The organism is Streptomyces sp. NPDC006384 (assembly GCF_042870695.1).
Taxonomy (GTDB): Bacteria; Actinomycetota; Actinomycetes; order Streptomycetales; family Streptomycetaceae; genus Streptomyces.
Genome location: NZ_JBIAHR010000012.1, coordinates 154,463 through 168,327, shown reverse-complemented (window position 1 = coordinate 168,327; position 13,865 = coordinate 154,463). Strand labels below are relative to the sequence as shown.

Genomic DNA, 13,865 nt, shown 5'->3' with positions numbered 1-13,865 from the left:
GAGCCCTGGCCACAGGCAGAGCACGAGGAGACGAGAGACACATGGCCGTACGCGGTTTCCTGGGGCGTCAGCGCCGGGAGTACAAGGCGCCGGAGCCGCACCCGTCCGGCGCGCGGCCGCCGAGCCTCGGCGAGCTGGTGCCGGAGCACGTGGCGATCGTCATGGACGGCAACGGCCGCTGGGCCAAGGAGCGCGGGCTGCCGCGCACCGAGGGCCACAAGGTCGGCGCCGAGCAGGTCATGGACGTGCTGCAGGGCGCGATCGAGATCGGTGTCGGGAACGTCTCCCTGTACGCCTTCTCCACGGAGAACTGGAAGCGCTCGCCGGAGGAGGTGCGCTTCCTGATGAACTTCAACCGCGACTTCATCCGCAAGTCCCGCGACACCCTCGACGGGCTGGGCGTGCGGGTGCGCTGGGCGGGGCGGATGCCCAGGCTGTGGAAGTCGGTGGCCAAGGAGCTGCAGGTCGCCCAGGAGCAGACCAAGGACAACGACCGGCTGACGCTGTACTTCTGCATGAACTACGGCGGCCGTGCGGAGATCGCGGACGCGGCGAAGGCGCTCGCCGAGGACGTGCGGGCGGGGCGGCTGGACCCGTCGAAGGTCGACGAGAAGACCCTCGCGAAGTACCTGTACTACCCGGACATGCCGGACGTGGACCTGTTCCTGCGCCCGAGCGGCGAGCAGCGGACGTCGAACTACCTGCTGTGGCAGAGCGCGTACGCGGAGCTGGTCTTCCAGGACGTGCTGTGGCCGGACTTCGACCGGCGCGACCTGTGGCGGGCGTGCCTGGAGTTCGCCTCCCGGGACCGCCGCTTCGGCGGAGCCGTCCCCAACGAGCAGCTGCTCGCCATGGAGGGCAGGAGCACGGAGAGCTGAGCCCGTCCGGCGGTCGAGGACGAGGCCGGCAGGCAGAGAGGAGGGACCCGGGGTGTGACCCCGGGCCCCTCCTCGGACTCGGCGGGCTCAGCCGCCGGAGGCGTTCGCGCAGTCCGCGCAGGTGCCGAAGATCTCCACGGTGTGCGCGACGTTGACGTAGCCGTGCTCGGCGGCGATGGCCTCCGCCCACTTCTCGACCGCGGGCCCCTCGACCTCGACGGCCTTGCCGCAGACACGGCAGACGAGGTGGTGGTGGTGGTCGTCGCTGGAGCAGCGGCGGTAGACGGACTCGCCGTCCGCGGTGCGCAGTACGTCGACCTCGCCGGCGTCGGCGAGGGACTGCAGGGTGCGGTAGACCGTGGTGAGCCCCACCGAGTCGCCCTTGTGCTTGAGCATGTCGTGGAGCTCCTGCGCGCTGCGGAACTCCTCGACCTCCTGCAGGGCCGCCGCCACTGCGGCCCGCTGCCGGGTGGAGCGGCCCTTCACGGGCGGTCCAGCGGTCGTCACGGGGTGCCTCCTCACGTCTGCACTGCCGGGGTCATTGTGCCAGCCCCGGCGGCCGGCGGTCAGACGCCGGCTTCGTCGCCGGCCCCCCGGGTGGCCGGGATCCTGCACTCGGCGGGATCCGCGGCGGACCGGGAGAGGGCGGCGGCCCGCGCGCGTCGCCGGGCCAGCGGCGTGGCCAGCGCGGTCAGCGCGATGAACGCGGCGATGGTCAGCAGCACGATCGTCGCGCCGGGCGGCACGTCCTGGTAGTACGAGGTCACCGTGCCGCCGATGGTCACGGTCACGCCGATCGCGACGGCGATGGCGAAGGTCGCGGCGAAGCTGCGGCTGAGCTGCTGGGCGGCGGCCACCGGGACCACCATCAGCGCGGACACCAGCAGCAGCCCGACGACGCGCATCGCGACGGTCACCGTGACGGCGGCCGTGACTGCGGTCAGCAGGTTCAGCGCGCGCACCGGCAGGCCGGTGACCCGGGCGAACTCCTCGTCCTGGCTGACCGCGAAGAGCTGGCGGCGCAGGCCCAGGGTGACCAGCACCACGAAGGCGGCCAGGAGGCAGATCGCGGTCACGTCGGACTCGGAGACCGTCGACAGCGAGCCGAAGAGGTACGAGGTGAGGTTGGCGTTGGAGCCCGTCGGCGCGAGGTTGATGAACATCACGCCGCCTGCCATGCCGCCGTAGAAGAGCATGGCGAGGGCGATGTCGCCGCGGGTCTTCCCGTACCAGCGGATCAGCTCCATGAGGACGGCGCCGAGGACGGAGACCAGGGTCGCCATCCACACCGGGGACCAGGAGAGCAGGAAGCCGAGGCCGACGCCGGTCATGGCCACGTGGCCGATGCCGTCGCCCATGAGGGCCTGGCGGCGCTGGACGAGGTAGATGCCGACGGCGGGGGCGGTGATGCCGACCAGGACGGCCGCCAGCAGGGCCCGCTGCATGAAGGCGTAGTTCAGGATTTCCATCAGCTCAGCAGTCCTGTGCGCATCGGTTCGGCGCCCGCGGGTGCGTGCGGGTGTACGTGGTCGTGGCCGGGCAGGGCGTGCTGGCCGACGGCCTTCGGAGGCGGGCCGTCGTGCAGGACGCAGCCGTCGCGCAGGACGACGGCCCGGTCGATCAGGGGCTCCAGGGGGCCCAGCTCGTGCAGGACGAGCAGGACGGTGGTGCCGGCGGCGACCTGCTCGCGCAGGGTGGCGGCCAGGACCTCCTGGCTGGCCAGGTCGACGCCCGCCATCGGCTCGTCCATGATCAGCAGTTCGGGTTCGGAGGCGAGCGCGCGGGCGATCAGCACGCGCTGGTGCTGGCCGCCGGAGAGGGCGTCCACCGAGTCCTTGGCGCGGTCGGCCATGCCGACGAGGCCGAGGGCGCGGCGCACGGCCTCGTGGTCGGCCCTGCGCAGGACGCCGAAGCGGGCGCGGGAGAGCCGGCCCGAGGAGACGACCTCGGTGACCGTCGCGGGGACGCCGCCCGCGGCCGTGGTGCGCTGCGGGACGTAGCCCACGCGCGCCCAGTCGCGGAACCGGCGCCGCGGGGTGCCGAACAGCTCGATCTCCCCGGCGACGGCCGGTACCTGGCCGATGACCGTGCGCACGGCCGTGGACTTGCCCGAGCCGTTGGCTCCGAGCAGGGCGACGACCTCGCCGCGGCGCACGGTGAGGTCGATGCCGCGCAGGACGGGGCGCGAGCCGAGGTCGGCGCGTACGCCGCGCAGTGCGATGACGGGCTCGGTCATGCCGTCCTCCAACAGGTCTGTCCGGTCGGTCACTTGGCGCCCAGGGCCGTCTGCAGGGCCTTGAGGTTGGCTTCCATGACCTGGAAGTAGTCGTCGCCGCGGGACTTGTCGGTGATGCCCTCGAGCGGGTCGAGGACGTCGGTCTTCAGGTTCGCGTCCTTGGCGACGGTCTTCGCGGTCTCGTCGCTGACGAGCGTCTCGTAGAAGACGGTGGTGACGCCGTCGGCCTCGGCGGTCTTCGCGAGTTCCCTGACCCGGGCGGCGCTGGGCTCGGACTCGGGGTCGAGGCCGCTGATGGCCTCCTCGGTGAGGCCGTAGCGCTCGGCGAGGTAGCCGAAGGCGGCGTGGGTGGTGATGAAGACCTTGGTCTTCGTGTCCTTCAGCCCGGTCTCGAACGCGGTGTTCAGGTCGCCGAGCCTCTTGACCAGGGCCTCGGTGTTCTTCTTGTAGTCGGCGGCGTGGTCGGGGTCGGCCTTCTCGAAGGCCTTGCCGACGCCCTCGGCGACCTCGGCGTACTTGACCGGGTCGAGCCAGATGTGGGGGTCCTTGCCGCCGTGGTCGTGGTCGTGGTCGTGGCCGTGGTCGTGCTCCTCCTCGGCCGCGTGGCTCTCCTCGGCGGCGTGGCTCTCCTCGGCGGCGTGGCCGTGCTCGTCCGTGTGCCCGTGCTCGTCCGCGTGGCCGCCGGCCTCGGTGCCGTGCTCCTCCAGGGAGGTCAGGGAGGCGGCGTCGATCTTGGTCTTGATCCCGGACTGGGCGACGGCCTCGTCGACGGCGGGCTGCAGCCCCTCGAGGTAGAGCGCCGCGTCCGCCTCCTCCAGCTGCGCCCGCTGCTTGGTGCTGACCTCGAGGTCGTGCGGCTCCTGGCCGGGCTGGGTGAGACTGGTGACGTTGACGTGGTCCCCGCCGATCTGCTCGGCGAGGAAGGCCATGGGGTAGAACGACGCGACGACGTCGAACTTGTCCGTGTTGCCCGCCGCCGCGCTGTCGCCGGAGCAGGCCGAGAGGGTCACGAGACCGAGTGCGGCGGCCGCGGTGGCCGCTATGCCGGATATGGAGCGTCGTCGTACGTTCATGACACTCATTTTCAACAAATGTGGAAACCGTTGTCAACAAGCCCCCGAACGGCCCCCGATTTGGCCGGGGGACGCCCCGCGCCGGTAACCTGAGGCATTCTCTGGAAGCATCTCGCTTCGTCGCCCGTCGTCGTAATGAAGAGAGCACCGTGGCCGCCGACAAGATCGACACCATCGTCAGCCTGAGCAAGCGCCGAGGCTTCGTATTCCCCTGCAGTGAGATCTACGGCGGTCAGCGCGCCGCCTGGGACTACGGTCCGCTGGGTGTCGAGCTGAAGGAGAACCTGAAGCGCCAGTGGTGGCGCTACATGGTCACCTCGCGCGAGGACGTCGTCGGCATCGACTCGTCCGTGATCCTGGCCCCCGAGGTCTGGGTCGCCTCCGGTCACGTCGCCACCTTCACGGACCCGCTGACCGAGTGCACCTCCTGCCACAAGCGGTTCCGCGCGGACCACCTGGAGGAGGCGTACGAGGAGAAGAAGGGCCACGCCCCCGAGAACGGCCTCGCCGACCTCAACTGCCCCAACTGCGGCAACAAGGGCACCTTCACCGAGCCCAAGCAGTTCTCCGGCCTGCTCTCCACCCACCTCGGCCCCACCCAGGACAGCGGCTCCGTCGCCTACCTGCGTCCCGAGACCGCCCAGGGCATCTTCACCAACTTCGCCCAGGTGCAGACCACCTCGCGCCGCAAGCCGCCGTTCGGCATCGCCCAGATGGGCAAGTCCTTCCGCAACGAGATCACGCCCGGCAACTTCATCTTCCGCACCCGCGAGTTCGAGCAGATGGAGATGGAGTTCTTCGTCAAGCCGGGCGAGGACGAGAAGTGGCAGGAGTACTGGATGGAGCAGCGCTGGAACTGGTACACCGGCCTCGGCATGCGTGAAGAGAACATGCGCTGGTACGAGCACCCGAAGGAGAAGCTCTCCCACTACTCCAAGCGCACCGCCGACATCGAGTACCGCTTCCAGTTCGGCGGCAGCGAGTGGGGCGAGCTGGAGGGTGTCGCCAACCGCACCGACTACGACCTCGGCGCCCACTCCAAGGCCTCCGGCCAGGACCTCTCCTACTTCGACCAGGAGGCCGGCGAGCGCTGGACGCCGTACGTCATCGAGCCGGCGGCCGGTGTCGGCCGGGCCATGCTCGCCTTCCTGCTCGACGCCTTCGTCGAGGACGAGGCGCCCAACGCCAAGGGCAAGATGGAGAAGCGCACCGTGCTGCGCCTCGACCCGCGCCTCGCGCCGGTGAAGGTCGCCGTGCTGCCGCTCTCCCGCAACCCGGAGCTGTCGCCCAAGGCGAAGGGGCTCGCCCAGGCGCTGCGGCAGAACTGGAACATCGAGTTCGACGACGCCGGCGCGATCGGCCGCCGCTACCGCCGCCAGGACGAGATCGGTACGCCGTTCTGTGTCACCGTCGACTTCGACACGCTGGACGACAACGCGGTGACCGTGCGCGAGCGGGACACGATGAAGCAGGAGCGCGTGTCGCTGGACCAGATCGAGGGGTACCTCGCGACGAGGCTCGTCGGCTGCTGACGTTCTCCGTCACGGGCGTACCAGGGGGCTTTGCCCCCTGGACCCCCGGCCTTCGCCCGCCCTCCGCCCGGCCGAGCCGGACGGAGGGCGGGCCTTTCAGTCGACCCTCCGCGGCAGCCGCAGGCTCAGCACCCCCGTCAGCGCCACCGTCGCCAACTGGACCAGCAGCGTCGTCACCAGCGCGTCCCGCATGCCCAGGCCCGGCACCAAGGACAGGAACAGCGTGCCCAGGGCGGCCACGCCCAGCGCCAGCGACGACTGCTGCGTCGTCATCATGACGCCGCTGCCGACCCCCGCACGGGCAGGCGGCACCTCCGACAGGACGATCCGGAAGACCACGGGCAGCTGGAGCGCCTGCCCGGCCCCGGCGACCGCCGCACCCGGCATCAGCTCGACCGGCCCGAGGTCCGGCCAGGAACGCCAGGCGGCCAGCGCCATCAGCGCCAGGCCCACGCCCTGGAGCACCGTGCCCGCGGGCACCACCCGGGTGCCGTACCGGGCGACCAGCCGGGGACCGGCGAGGGAGACGAGGAAGAACACCACCGCCAGCGGCGCCAGCGCCGTCCCCGCCGGCACCGGGCCGAGGCCCGCGCCCTGCTGGAGCGCGACCGCGACGACGAACATGAAACCGCTGAAGCCGACCGAGAACGGCACGATCAGCAGCAGCCCGCGCCGCAGCGAGACGATCGCGAACAGGCTCGGCGGCACCAGCGGCGTGCGGCCCGCGCGGTCCGCGCGGCGCTCCACCGCGTAGAACGCCGCCGCCGCGCACGGGAACGCCGCCAGCGACAGCCACGTCCACAGCGGCCAGCCCGCCGCCCGGCCCTCGGTGAGCGGGACCAGCAGGGTCAGCAGCGAGACGGCCAGCAGCACCGTGCCGGGGCCGTCCAGCGGCTCCGGGCGCTCCGAGCGGGTCTCCGGGACCGTGCGGACGGCCAGCAGCAGGCCCGCCAGCACGACCGGGACGTTCACCAGGAACACCGCGCGCCAGCCGGTGCCCGCGACGTCGGCGGCCACCAGGACACCGCCCAGGATCTGGCCGGCCACCATCGACAGGCCGGCCGTGGCCCCGTACAGGCTCATGGCCCTGGCCCGCCGGGGACCGGAGGTGGTCGCCTGGATGGTGGCCAGCACCTGCGGCAGCATCGCGGCGGCCGAGGCGCCCTGCGCCACCCGCGCCGCCACCAGCGTCCAGGCGTCCGGCGCCAGGCCGCACGCCAGCGAGGTCAGGCCGAAGGCGGCCATGCCGCCCAGGAACAGCCGCCGCCGGCCGTACAGGTCGCCGAGCCGGCCGCCGAGGACGAGCAGGACGGCGTACGCCACCCCGTACCCGGCGACGACGAGTTCGAGGACCGACTCGCCCGCGGAGAGGTCGGTGCCGATGGACGGCAGGGCGACGTTGACGATGAAGAAGTCGACGAGGGGGAGTGCCGCGGCCAGCAGCACCGTGAACAGGCCGGGGCCGCTGAGCGCGGGCGGCGCCGGGGCCGCCGGCCGGACGGGACGTGGAGTGATGGTTTCGGTCACGCCGTCGAGACTGCTGCGCCCGCCAGACTGGTACCAGAGTCTCCTTGTCCTGGTAGAAGGAGTACCTGGCAACAGGATCCGGCCGGCGGCACCCTGGAGGCATGACGACGACGGTCCAGGAAGGCGTGGGGACGGCGGGCCGGACGGCCGCCCGGGGCACGCACCCGGAGGCGCGGCCCCCGGAGGCGGAGTCCCGGGTCCGGCGGCACGAACTCGCCGCGTTCCTGCGCAGCCGCCGCGAACGCATCGCCCCCGAACAGGTCGGGCTGCCCCGCGGACGCCGGCGCCGCACCCCGGGGCTGCGCCGCGAGGAGGTCGCCCAGCTCTCGGCCGTCGGCGTCACCTGGTACACGTGGCTCGAACAGGCCCGCGACATCCAGGTCTCCGTGCAGGTCCTCGACGCCCTCGCCCGCGCGCTGCTGCTCGACCCGACCGAGCGCGCCCACCTCTTCCGGCTGGCCGGAGCCGTCGACCCGACGCCCGCGACCGACTGCCCGTCGGTCACCCCGGCGCTGCGCGCCCTGCTGGAGCAGTTCGAGCCGTACCCCGCCTGCATCCAGAACAGCCGGTACGACATCCTCGCCCACAACCGCACCTACGGGCTGCTGCTGTGCGACCTGGAGGCGGTGCCGCCCGAGGACCGCAACTGCATGATCCTGTCCTTCACCCACGACGAGTGGCGGTCCGCCATCGTCCACCTGGAGGAGACCCAGCGGGTGATGGCCGCCCGGTTCCGCGCCATGATGGCCGGCCATCTCGCCGAGCCCGCCTGGAAGATGCTGCTGAAGCGGCTGCGGGCGGAGTCCCCCGAGTTCCTGGCGGCCTGGGAGCGGTACGAGGTGGTCGCCCACCGCGGCAAGCGCAAGGAGTTCCTCAACCGGTACGTGGGCCGCGTCGTCGTCGACCACACCGACCTGTGGCTCGGACCGGAGGCGGGGCCCCGCATGGTGACGTACGCGCCGGCCGACGAGGTCTCCCGGGAGCGGCTGGAGAGGCTGCACGCGATCGCCCTGGAACGCGGAGCGGCCTCGCCGGGATGACCGGCCGAAGTGCGGGAACCCGGGGAGATGCGGAAGGTGATGTTCCCAGGTTTCTTCATTTCGCACAGGGCGAGGACAGTCATGGCTGAGCAGAAGTCGGCGCAGAGGCTCCCGTGGCCGTTGCACGCGGCCGCATCGGCGCTGGGGAAGGTACCGGGCGCCGGGACGGTCGGCCGGGCGGCCGGGGGCGCACTGGACAGGATCGGCTCGGTGTCGCCGCGCGGACGGCGCCTTGCCGTCTACGCGGGGGCCGGAGTGCTGGGCGTCGCCGGGCTGGTGGAGTGGCCGGTGGCAGCCACCGGAGCGGCGGTGGCGTGGCTGACGCGCCCGCGGCCGCAGGAGTCCGCGGGCGCCGAGGCCGCGCGGACCGTGGCGTCCGGCGGGAAGGCCCCGGCGGACGGGACCGCCTCCGGCGGGAGCGCGCCGGCCGGCAGGGCCGCGCCGACGGCCGGGGCCGTGGTCGGCGGGAGCGTTCCGGCGGGCAGCGCCGCGGCCAGGAGGAACGCCGCGGCGAAGACGACGAGGAGCGCGGCCACGGAGACCGCCGCCGTCAGGAAGAGCGTCGCCAGGAAGAGCGCCGCGACGAAGACGGCGGCGAAGAGGACGACGGCGGCGAAGGGGACGACGACGGCGAAGGCCGCCGCGGGTACGGCGGCGGGGAAGCGGACGGCCGGGAGCGGGTCGGCCGCCGCGAGGACGGCCGCGCGGCAGGACACCGCGGCCACGGTCGCGGCGCAGAAGGGCGCGGCGACCGGCACGGCCCTGCGGGAGAAGGGCACCGGGACCGGTGCCGCCAAGGGGAAGCCGGCCGCCGCGGAGACCGCCCCGGGCGGGAGTGCCGCGCGCAAGTCCGCCGCGGCCGGGAGCGCCGCGGCGAAGGTCTCCCCGGGCGAGGCCGCCGCGCAGAGGAGCGCGGCGACCCGGGCCGCGGCGCGCAAGGCCGTGGCGGCGAAGAGCACCGGGACCCGGACCGCCGCGCAGGAGTCCGCCGGGACCGGTACGACCGCGCGGAGGGCCACCGGTACCGGGAGCGGGACCGCGGCGCGCAAGACCGCCGCGGCAAGGACCGCGTCCGCGAAGAGGGCCACGAGCGGTGCCGCCGCCTCGGGCGGCGGGAGCCGGGGGACGGCGTCCTCCTCCCGGACCCGGAAGGCGGGCTGAGAGGCAGCGATGGCCACCGGACTTCTGACGCGTTCGCAGGGCGCCGTCGCCGGGTTCGTCCTGGCCGGGCCACGACTCGTCGCACGCGGCACCGCCCCCGCGGTGGGACTGGCGGCCGGAGCCGCCGCGGGCACCGCACGGGCGGGGGTGCGTGGAGCGGACTTCGCGGCGCGGGCGGCCAGGGTCGCCCGCGCCGCGCTGCCGGGCGGCTCCCGCCAGTGGCGGGCCGGACCCCGCGCGCACCTCGCGCTGCGGCCGGCCGCGTCGGAGAAGGTGCGCCGGGCGGGCGGCACGGCACGCGTCGCACGGCGCGTGGCGGCGGCGCTCGCCGAGCACCCCGACGTGGCGCTGGCCTACTGGGACGACGGGCTTGCCCGGCTGGTGGTGACCGCCACCGAGGAGGAGTTCACCGACCGGGTGGTGGACCACGCCACCGCCCTCGCCGGACAGCACGGGCTGGTCCGGGCCGACGACCGGGTCGAGGAACCCGCCCACCCCGGGGACCCGGGCTCGGTGCGCGTCGCGGCGGCCGCCCTCGGCGCCGACGCGCTCGGCATCGCCGCCGCCCTGACCGCGTCCTCCCTGCGCCTGCCGCCCACGCCCCGGCTGGTGACCGCCGTGGCGACGCTGCTGCGCGAGAACCCCGCCTTCCGCGCCCGGCTGCGCGAACGGCTCGGCGACCAGCGCATGGACGTGGCGCTCGCCGCCGCCAACGCGGCCGTGCACGGCGCCGGCCAGAGCCCCACCTCGCTGGTGCTCGACGGGGCGCTGCGCGCCTGCCAGCTGGGCGAGGCGCTGGCCCGGGGCGCCGCCTTCGAGGCCGTGCACGACCGGCTGTGCGACCCCGGCCGGGGCAGCCTGCCTGCCGATCCCTCCCGGCGCCCGCCGCTGCGCACCTCCCCGGCCCAGGAGTACGCCGCCCACGCCTCGACCGGCAGTGTGGCGGGCGCCGCGGCGACCCTGCTCGTCAAGCACGACCTCGCCGAGGCCGCGGAGGCCGTCCTGGCCGGCTCGCCCAAGGCCGCGCGCTACGGCCCCGCCGCCTTCCACGCCGTACTGAGCACCGCCCTGTCCCGGACCGGCGTCCTCGTGCGCGACCCGGAGCGGCTGCGGCAGCTGGAGATGGCCGGCACCGTCGTCCTGCACCCCAGCGCGCTGCGCACCCCGCACGCCGGGGCGGACCCGTGGACCGAGGACGTGCTGGACGCGGCCCGGCGCGCGCGGCTGCGCGTGGTGATGGTGGAGGACCCGGCGCTCGCCGACTTCACCGGACTCGCCGACCAGGTCGTCAGCGCCCGCCGCCCGCTCGGGGAGGTGGTGGACGAACTGCGCGCCGAGGGCGGCGGAGTCCTCACGGTCGTACGCCCCGGGCCGGACGACGACGGCACGGTGACGGCCGGGCTGCTCGCCGGTGACGTGGCGGTCGCGCTGGCCGACGGGGACTGCCCGGTGGCGTGGGGCGCGGACGTGCTGGCCCCGCGCGGCCTGGCCGACGTGTGGCGGCTGCTGCGGGCGGTCCCGGCGGCCCGCGCGGTCGGGAACCGTTCGCAGACGCTGGCCCGGGCGGGCGCCGCGCTGTCCGGGCTGCTGGTCGCGGTCGGCGAGGCGCACGGCAGGGGCACCGCCTCGCCGCTGCCCGGGCTGCGGCACGCGCCGGTCGACGCGGGCGCGGCGGCGGCCCTGCTGTCCGGGGCGCGCGCCGCCCTCGGCGTGGCGGCGGCCCGCGCCCCGCACCCCCGGCCGCGGGTGGCGTGGCACGCGCTGGACGTGGCGGACGTACGCGACCGGCTGGAGCGGGAGAGCGAGCCCGAGCCGACCCTCGTCGAGCAGGCCACGGGCCGGGTCCGCGAGGCGGCCGAACGGGCGGGCCGGGTACGGGTGCTGGCGCCGGCGCGGTGGTCGTGGCAGCTGGCGCGGGCGGTGCGGGGCGAGCTGGACGACCCGCTCACCCCGGTGCTCGCGGTCGGTTCGGCGGCCTCCGCGATCCTCGGATCGGTCGTGGACGCGGCCCTGGTGGTCGGCGCGCTGGACCTGAACGCGCTGGTCGGCGGCTTCCAGCGGCTGCGGGCCGAACGGGCGCTGTCCGGACTGCTCGCGGAACAGAAGCAGAAGGCCCGGGTGACGGAGGAACGTCCCGCGGAGAGTACGGGGGAGCGCCCCGCGGAGAGCGCGGAGGCACCGTCGGCCGAGGGTGAGCCGCGGATCGTGGACGCCGCCAAGCTGCACCCGGGGCACGTCATCGAGCTGAAGGCGGACGACGTCGTGCCCGCCGACGCCCGGCTGCTGTGGGAGGACGGCCTGGAGGTGGACGAGTCCGCGCTGACCGGCGAGTCGCTGCCGGTGGACAAATGCGTGGACCCGGCGCCGAAGGCCCCCGTGGCCGAGCGGCACTGCATGGTCTTCGAGGGCACCACCGTGGTGGCCGGCCGGGCGCGGGCCGTCGTCGTGGACACCGGCGAGCACACCGAGGCGGCGCGGGCGGTCGCCCTGGCCGCCCGGACGCCGTCGGCCGCGGGCGTGCAGGCCCGGCTCCAGGAACTCACCCGCAAGGCACTGCCGCTGACGCTGGCCGGCGGCGCGGCGGTGACCGCTCTGTCGCTGCTGCGCGGCGCACCGATCCGGCAGGCCGTCAGCGGCGGCGTGTCGGTGGCGGTGGCCGCCGTGCCCGAGGGGCTGCCGCTGGTGGCGACGGTGGCGCAGCTCGCGGCGGCCCGCCGGCTCAGCCGGCGCGGCGTCCTGGTCCGCACCCCGCGCACGCTGGAGGCGCTGGGCCGCATGGACACCGTCTGCTTCGACAAGACCGGCACGCTCACCGAGAACAGGCTCCGTCTGACCCGGGTGGCGGGAGCCGACGGCGCCGTCCGCAAGGTGGGCGACCCGGACGCCGACGCCACCGTACGGGTCGCCGCGCGCGCCTGCCCCCGCCTCGACGGCGAGGGCACCCGCCCCACCCACGCCACCGACGAGGCCGTCCTGGACGCTGCCGGACCCGACCCCGGGTGGACGCAGGACGAGGGGCTGCCCTTCGAGACCTCCCGCGGCTACGCCGCCGCCGTCGGCCGGGACGCGGACGGCGCCCCCGTGCTGGTGGTCAAGGGCGCCCCCGAGACCGTGCTGCCCGCCTGCGCCGGCCTGCCCCCGCACGCCTTCGACGCGGCGCACGACCTGGCCGGTGCCGGACTGCGCATCATCGCGGTGGCGCGGCGGCCGCTCGGCGAGGGCGAGAAGGCCGCCGACGTCCTCGAACAGCCGCTGTCCGGGCTGGAGTTCACCGGGCTGCTCGCGCTGGCCGACGTGGCGCGCGAGACCTCCCCGGCGCTGGTGCGCGGGCTGCGCGAGGCGGGCGTACGGCCCGTGGTGCTGACCGGCGACCACCCGCAGACCGCCCGCGCCATCGCCGTCGACCTGGGCTGGCCCGAGGACGCGGCCGTGGTCACCGGCGACGAGCTCGCCGCCGCCGACCGCCGGGCGCGCTCCCGGATGCTGCGCGACGCGGACGTGGTGGCCCGGGTGGCGCCGGAGCAGAAACTCCAGGTCGTCGAGTCGCTGCGGGACGCCGGACGGGTCGTCGGCATGGTCGGCGACGGCGCCAACGACGCCGCGGCGATCCGCGCCGCCGACATCGGCGTCGGCATCAGCGCCCGCGGTTCGGCCGCCGCCCGCAACGCCGCCGACCTGGTCGTCACCGGCGACGACCTGCTGGTCCTGGTGGAGGCGGTGCGGGAGGGCCGGGCGCTGTGGCACAGCGTCGCCGACGCCATCGCCATCCTGATCGGCGGCAACGCGGGCGAGGTCGGCTTCGGCATCCTCGGCACCGTCCTCGGCGGCGCCGCCCCGCTGTCCACCCGCCAGATGCTGCTGGTCAACCTCTTCACCGACCTGTTCCCGGCGATGGCCGTGGCGGTGACGGAGACGGGGGACGCCGAGCAGGAGGAGGCCGACGCGGGCGCGCCGCTCGGTACGGCGGTGCTGGGCGCGCCGCTGATCCGGCAGATCCGGCACCGGGCCATGACCACGGCGCTCGGGGCGACCGCGGCCTGGCTCCTCGGCCGCTTCACCCCGGGCACGGGACGCCGCTCGACGACCATGGCCCTGTGCGCCGTCGTCGGCACCCAGCTGGCCCAGACCCTCGCCGACCGGCGCGGCAGCCGCCTGGTGCAGGTCACGTCCCTCGGGTCCGCCGCCGCGCTGGTCGCCCTGGTGCAGACGCCGGGCGTCAGCCGGCTCTTCGGCTGCACCCCGCTCGGCCCTCTCGCCTGGACGGGCGTGGCCGCGGCGATCGCCCTCGCCCTGGCGGGCCAGCGGGCGCTGCCGCGGGTGGAGGACGCGGTGACGCGGTACTGGCCGGAACTGGCGGAGCGGCTGCCGGAGGCGGTGCGGGGCGCCACGGCGTGAGGAGAGCGGCGGCGAGGGCCTGC

The 13,865-nt window shown here is 74.8% G+C and carries 10 protein-coding genes; 4 read left to right on the top strand and 6 right to left on the bottom strand.

Annotation, left to right across the window (positions count from 1 at the left end; translation table 11 throughout):
* Positions 1-41: 41 nt before the first annotated feature.
* A complete protein-coding gene (locus ACFYOJ_RS18690; protein ID WP_356556718.1) occupies positions 42-878 on the top strand; it encodes an isoprenyl transferase in 837 nt (278 codons plus the stop codon).
* Between the two features lie 87 nt (positions 879-965).
* Here ACFYOJ_RS18690 and ACFYOJ_RS18685 read toward each other — a convergent pair whose 3' ends face one another.
* Genes ACFYOJ_RS18685 through ACFYOJ_RS18670 form a run of 4 tightly spaced genes read right to left on the bottom strand, consistent with a single transcriptional unit; the run spans position 966 to position 4,187 of the window.
* Positions 966-1,385: a transcriptional repressor gene (locus ACFYOJ_RS18685; RefSeq protein WP_356556719.1), complete on the bottom strand. Its 420-nt coding sequence runs from the start codon at positions 1,383-1,385 to the stop codon at positions 966-968.
* Between the two features lie 59 nt (positions 1,386-1,444).
* On the bottom strand, positions 1,445-2,347 hold the full coding sequence (locus tag ACFYOJ_RS18680; RefSeq protein ID WP_356556720.1) for a metal ABC transporter permease: 903 nt from the start codon (positions 2,345-2,347) through the stop codon (positions 1,445-1,447).
* Positions 2,347-3,114, bottom strand: a complete 768-nt coding sequence (locus tag ACFYOJ_RS18675) for a metal ABC transporter ATP-binding protein (RefSeq protein ID WP_356556721.1) — start codon at positions 3,112-3,114, stop codon at positions 2,347-2,349. The genes ACFYOJ_RS18680 and ACFYOJ_RS18675 overlap by 1 nt, the downstream gene beginning before the upstream one ends.
* A 29-nt stretch (positions 3,115-3,143) precedes the next feature.
* Complete coding sequence (locus ACFYOJ_RS18670) at positions 3,144-4,187, bottom strand: metal ABC transporter substrate-binding protein (protein WP_356556722.1); 1,044 nt, start codon at positions 4,185-4,187, stop codon at positions 3,144-3,146.
* A gap of 149 nt (positions 4,188-4,336) precedes the next feature.
* On the opposite strand from ACFYOJ_RS18670, the gene ACFYOJ_RS18665 reads away from it, so the two are divergent.
* Complete coding sequence (locus ACFYOJ_RS18665) at positions 4,337-5,719, top strand: glycine--tRNA ligase (RefSeq protein WP_356556723.1); 1,383 nt, start codon at positions 4,337-4,339, stop codon at positions 5,717-5,719.
* 96 nt (positions 5,720-5,815) lie between these two features.
* On the opposite strand, the gene ACFYOJ_RS18660 is transcribed toward ACFYOJ_RS18665, so the two are convergent.
* Complete coding sequence (locus tag ACFYOJ_RS18660; RefSeq protein ID WP_356556724.1) at positions 5,816-7,246, bottom strand: MFS transporter; 1,431 nt, start codon at positions 7,244-7,246, stop codon at positions 5,816-5,818.
* A 101-nt stretch (positions 7,247-7,347) separates the two neighbouring features.
* On the opposite strand from ACFYOJ_RS18660, the gene ACFYOJ_RS18655 reads away from it, so the two are divergent.
* Entirely contained in the window at positions 7,348-8,286 is a 939-nt protein-coding gene (locus ACFYOJ_RS18655) for a helix-turn-helix domain-containing protein (protein WP_356556725.1), read from the top strand.
* A gap of 239 nt (positions 8,287-8,525) precedes the next feature.
* Here ACFYOJ_RS18655 and ACFYOJ_RS18650 read toward each other — a convergent pair whose 3' ends face one another.
* Positions 8,526-9,464 (bottom strand): hypothetical protein, encoded by a 939-nt coding sequence (locus ACFYOJ_RS18650; protein ID WP_356556751.1) that lies wholly within the window; start codon positions 9,462-9,464, stop codon positions 8,526-8,528.
* Here ACFYOJ_RS18650 and ACFYOJ_RS18645 point away from each other — a divergent pair.
* On the top strand, positions 9,457-13,842 hold the full coding sequence (locus ACFYOJ_RS18645) for a cation-translocating P-type ATPase (protein ID WP_356556726.1): 4,386 nt from the start codon (positions 9,457-9,459) through the stop codon (positions 13,840-13,842). The two genes, ACFYOJ_RS18650 and ACFYOJ_RS18645, sit on opposite strands and share 8 nt — an antisense overlap.
* Positions 13,843-13,865: the final 23 nt, after the last annotated feature.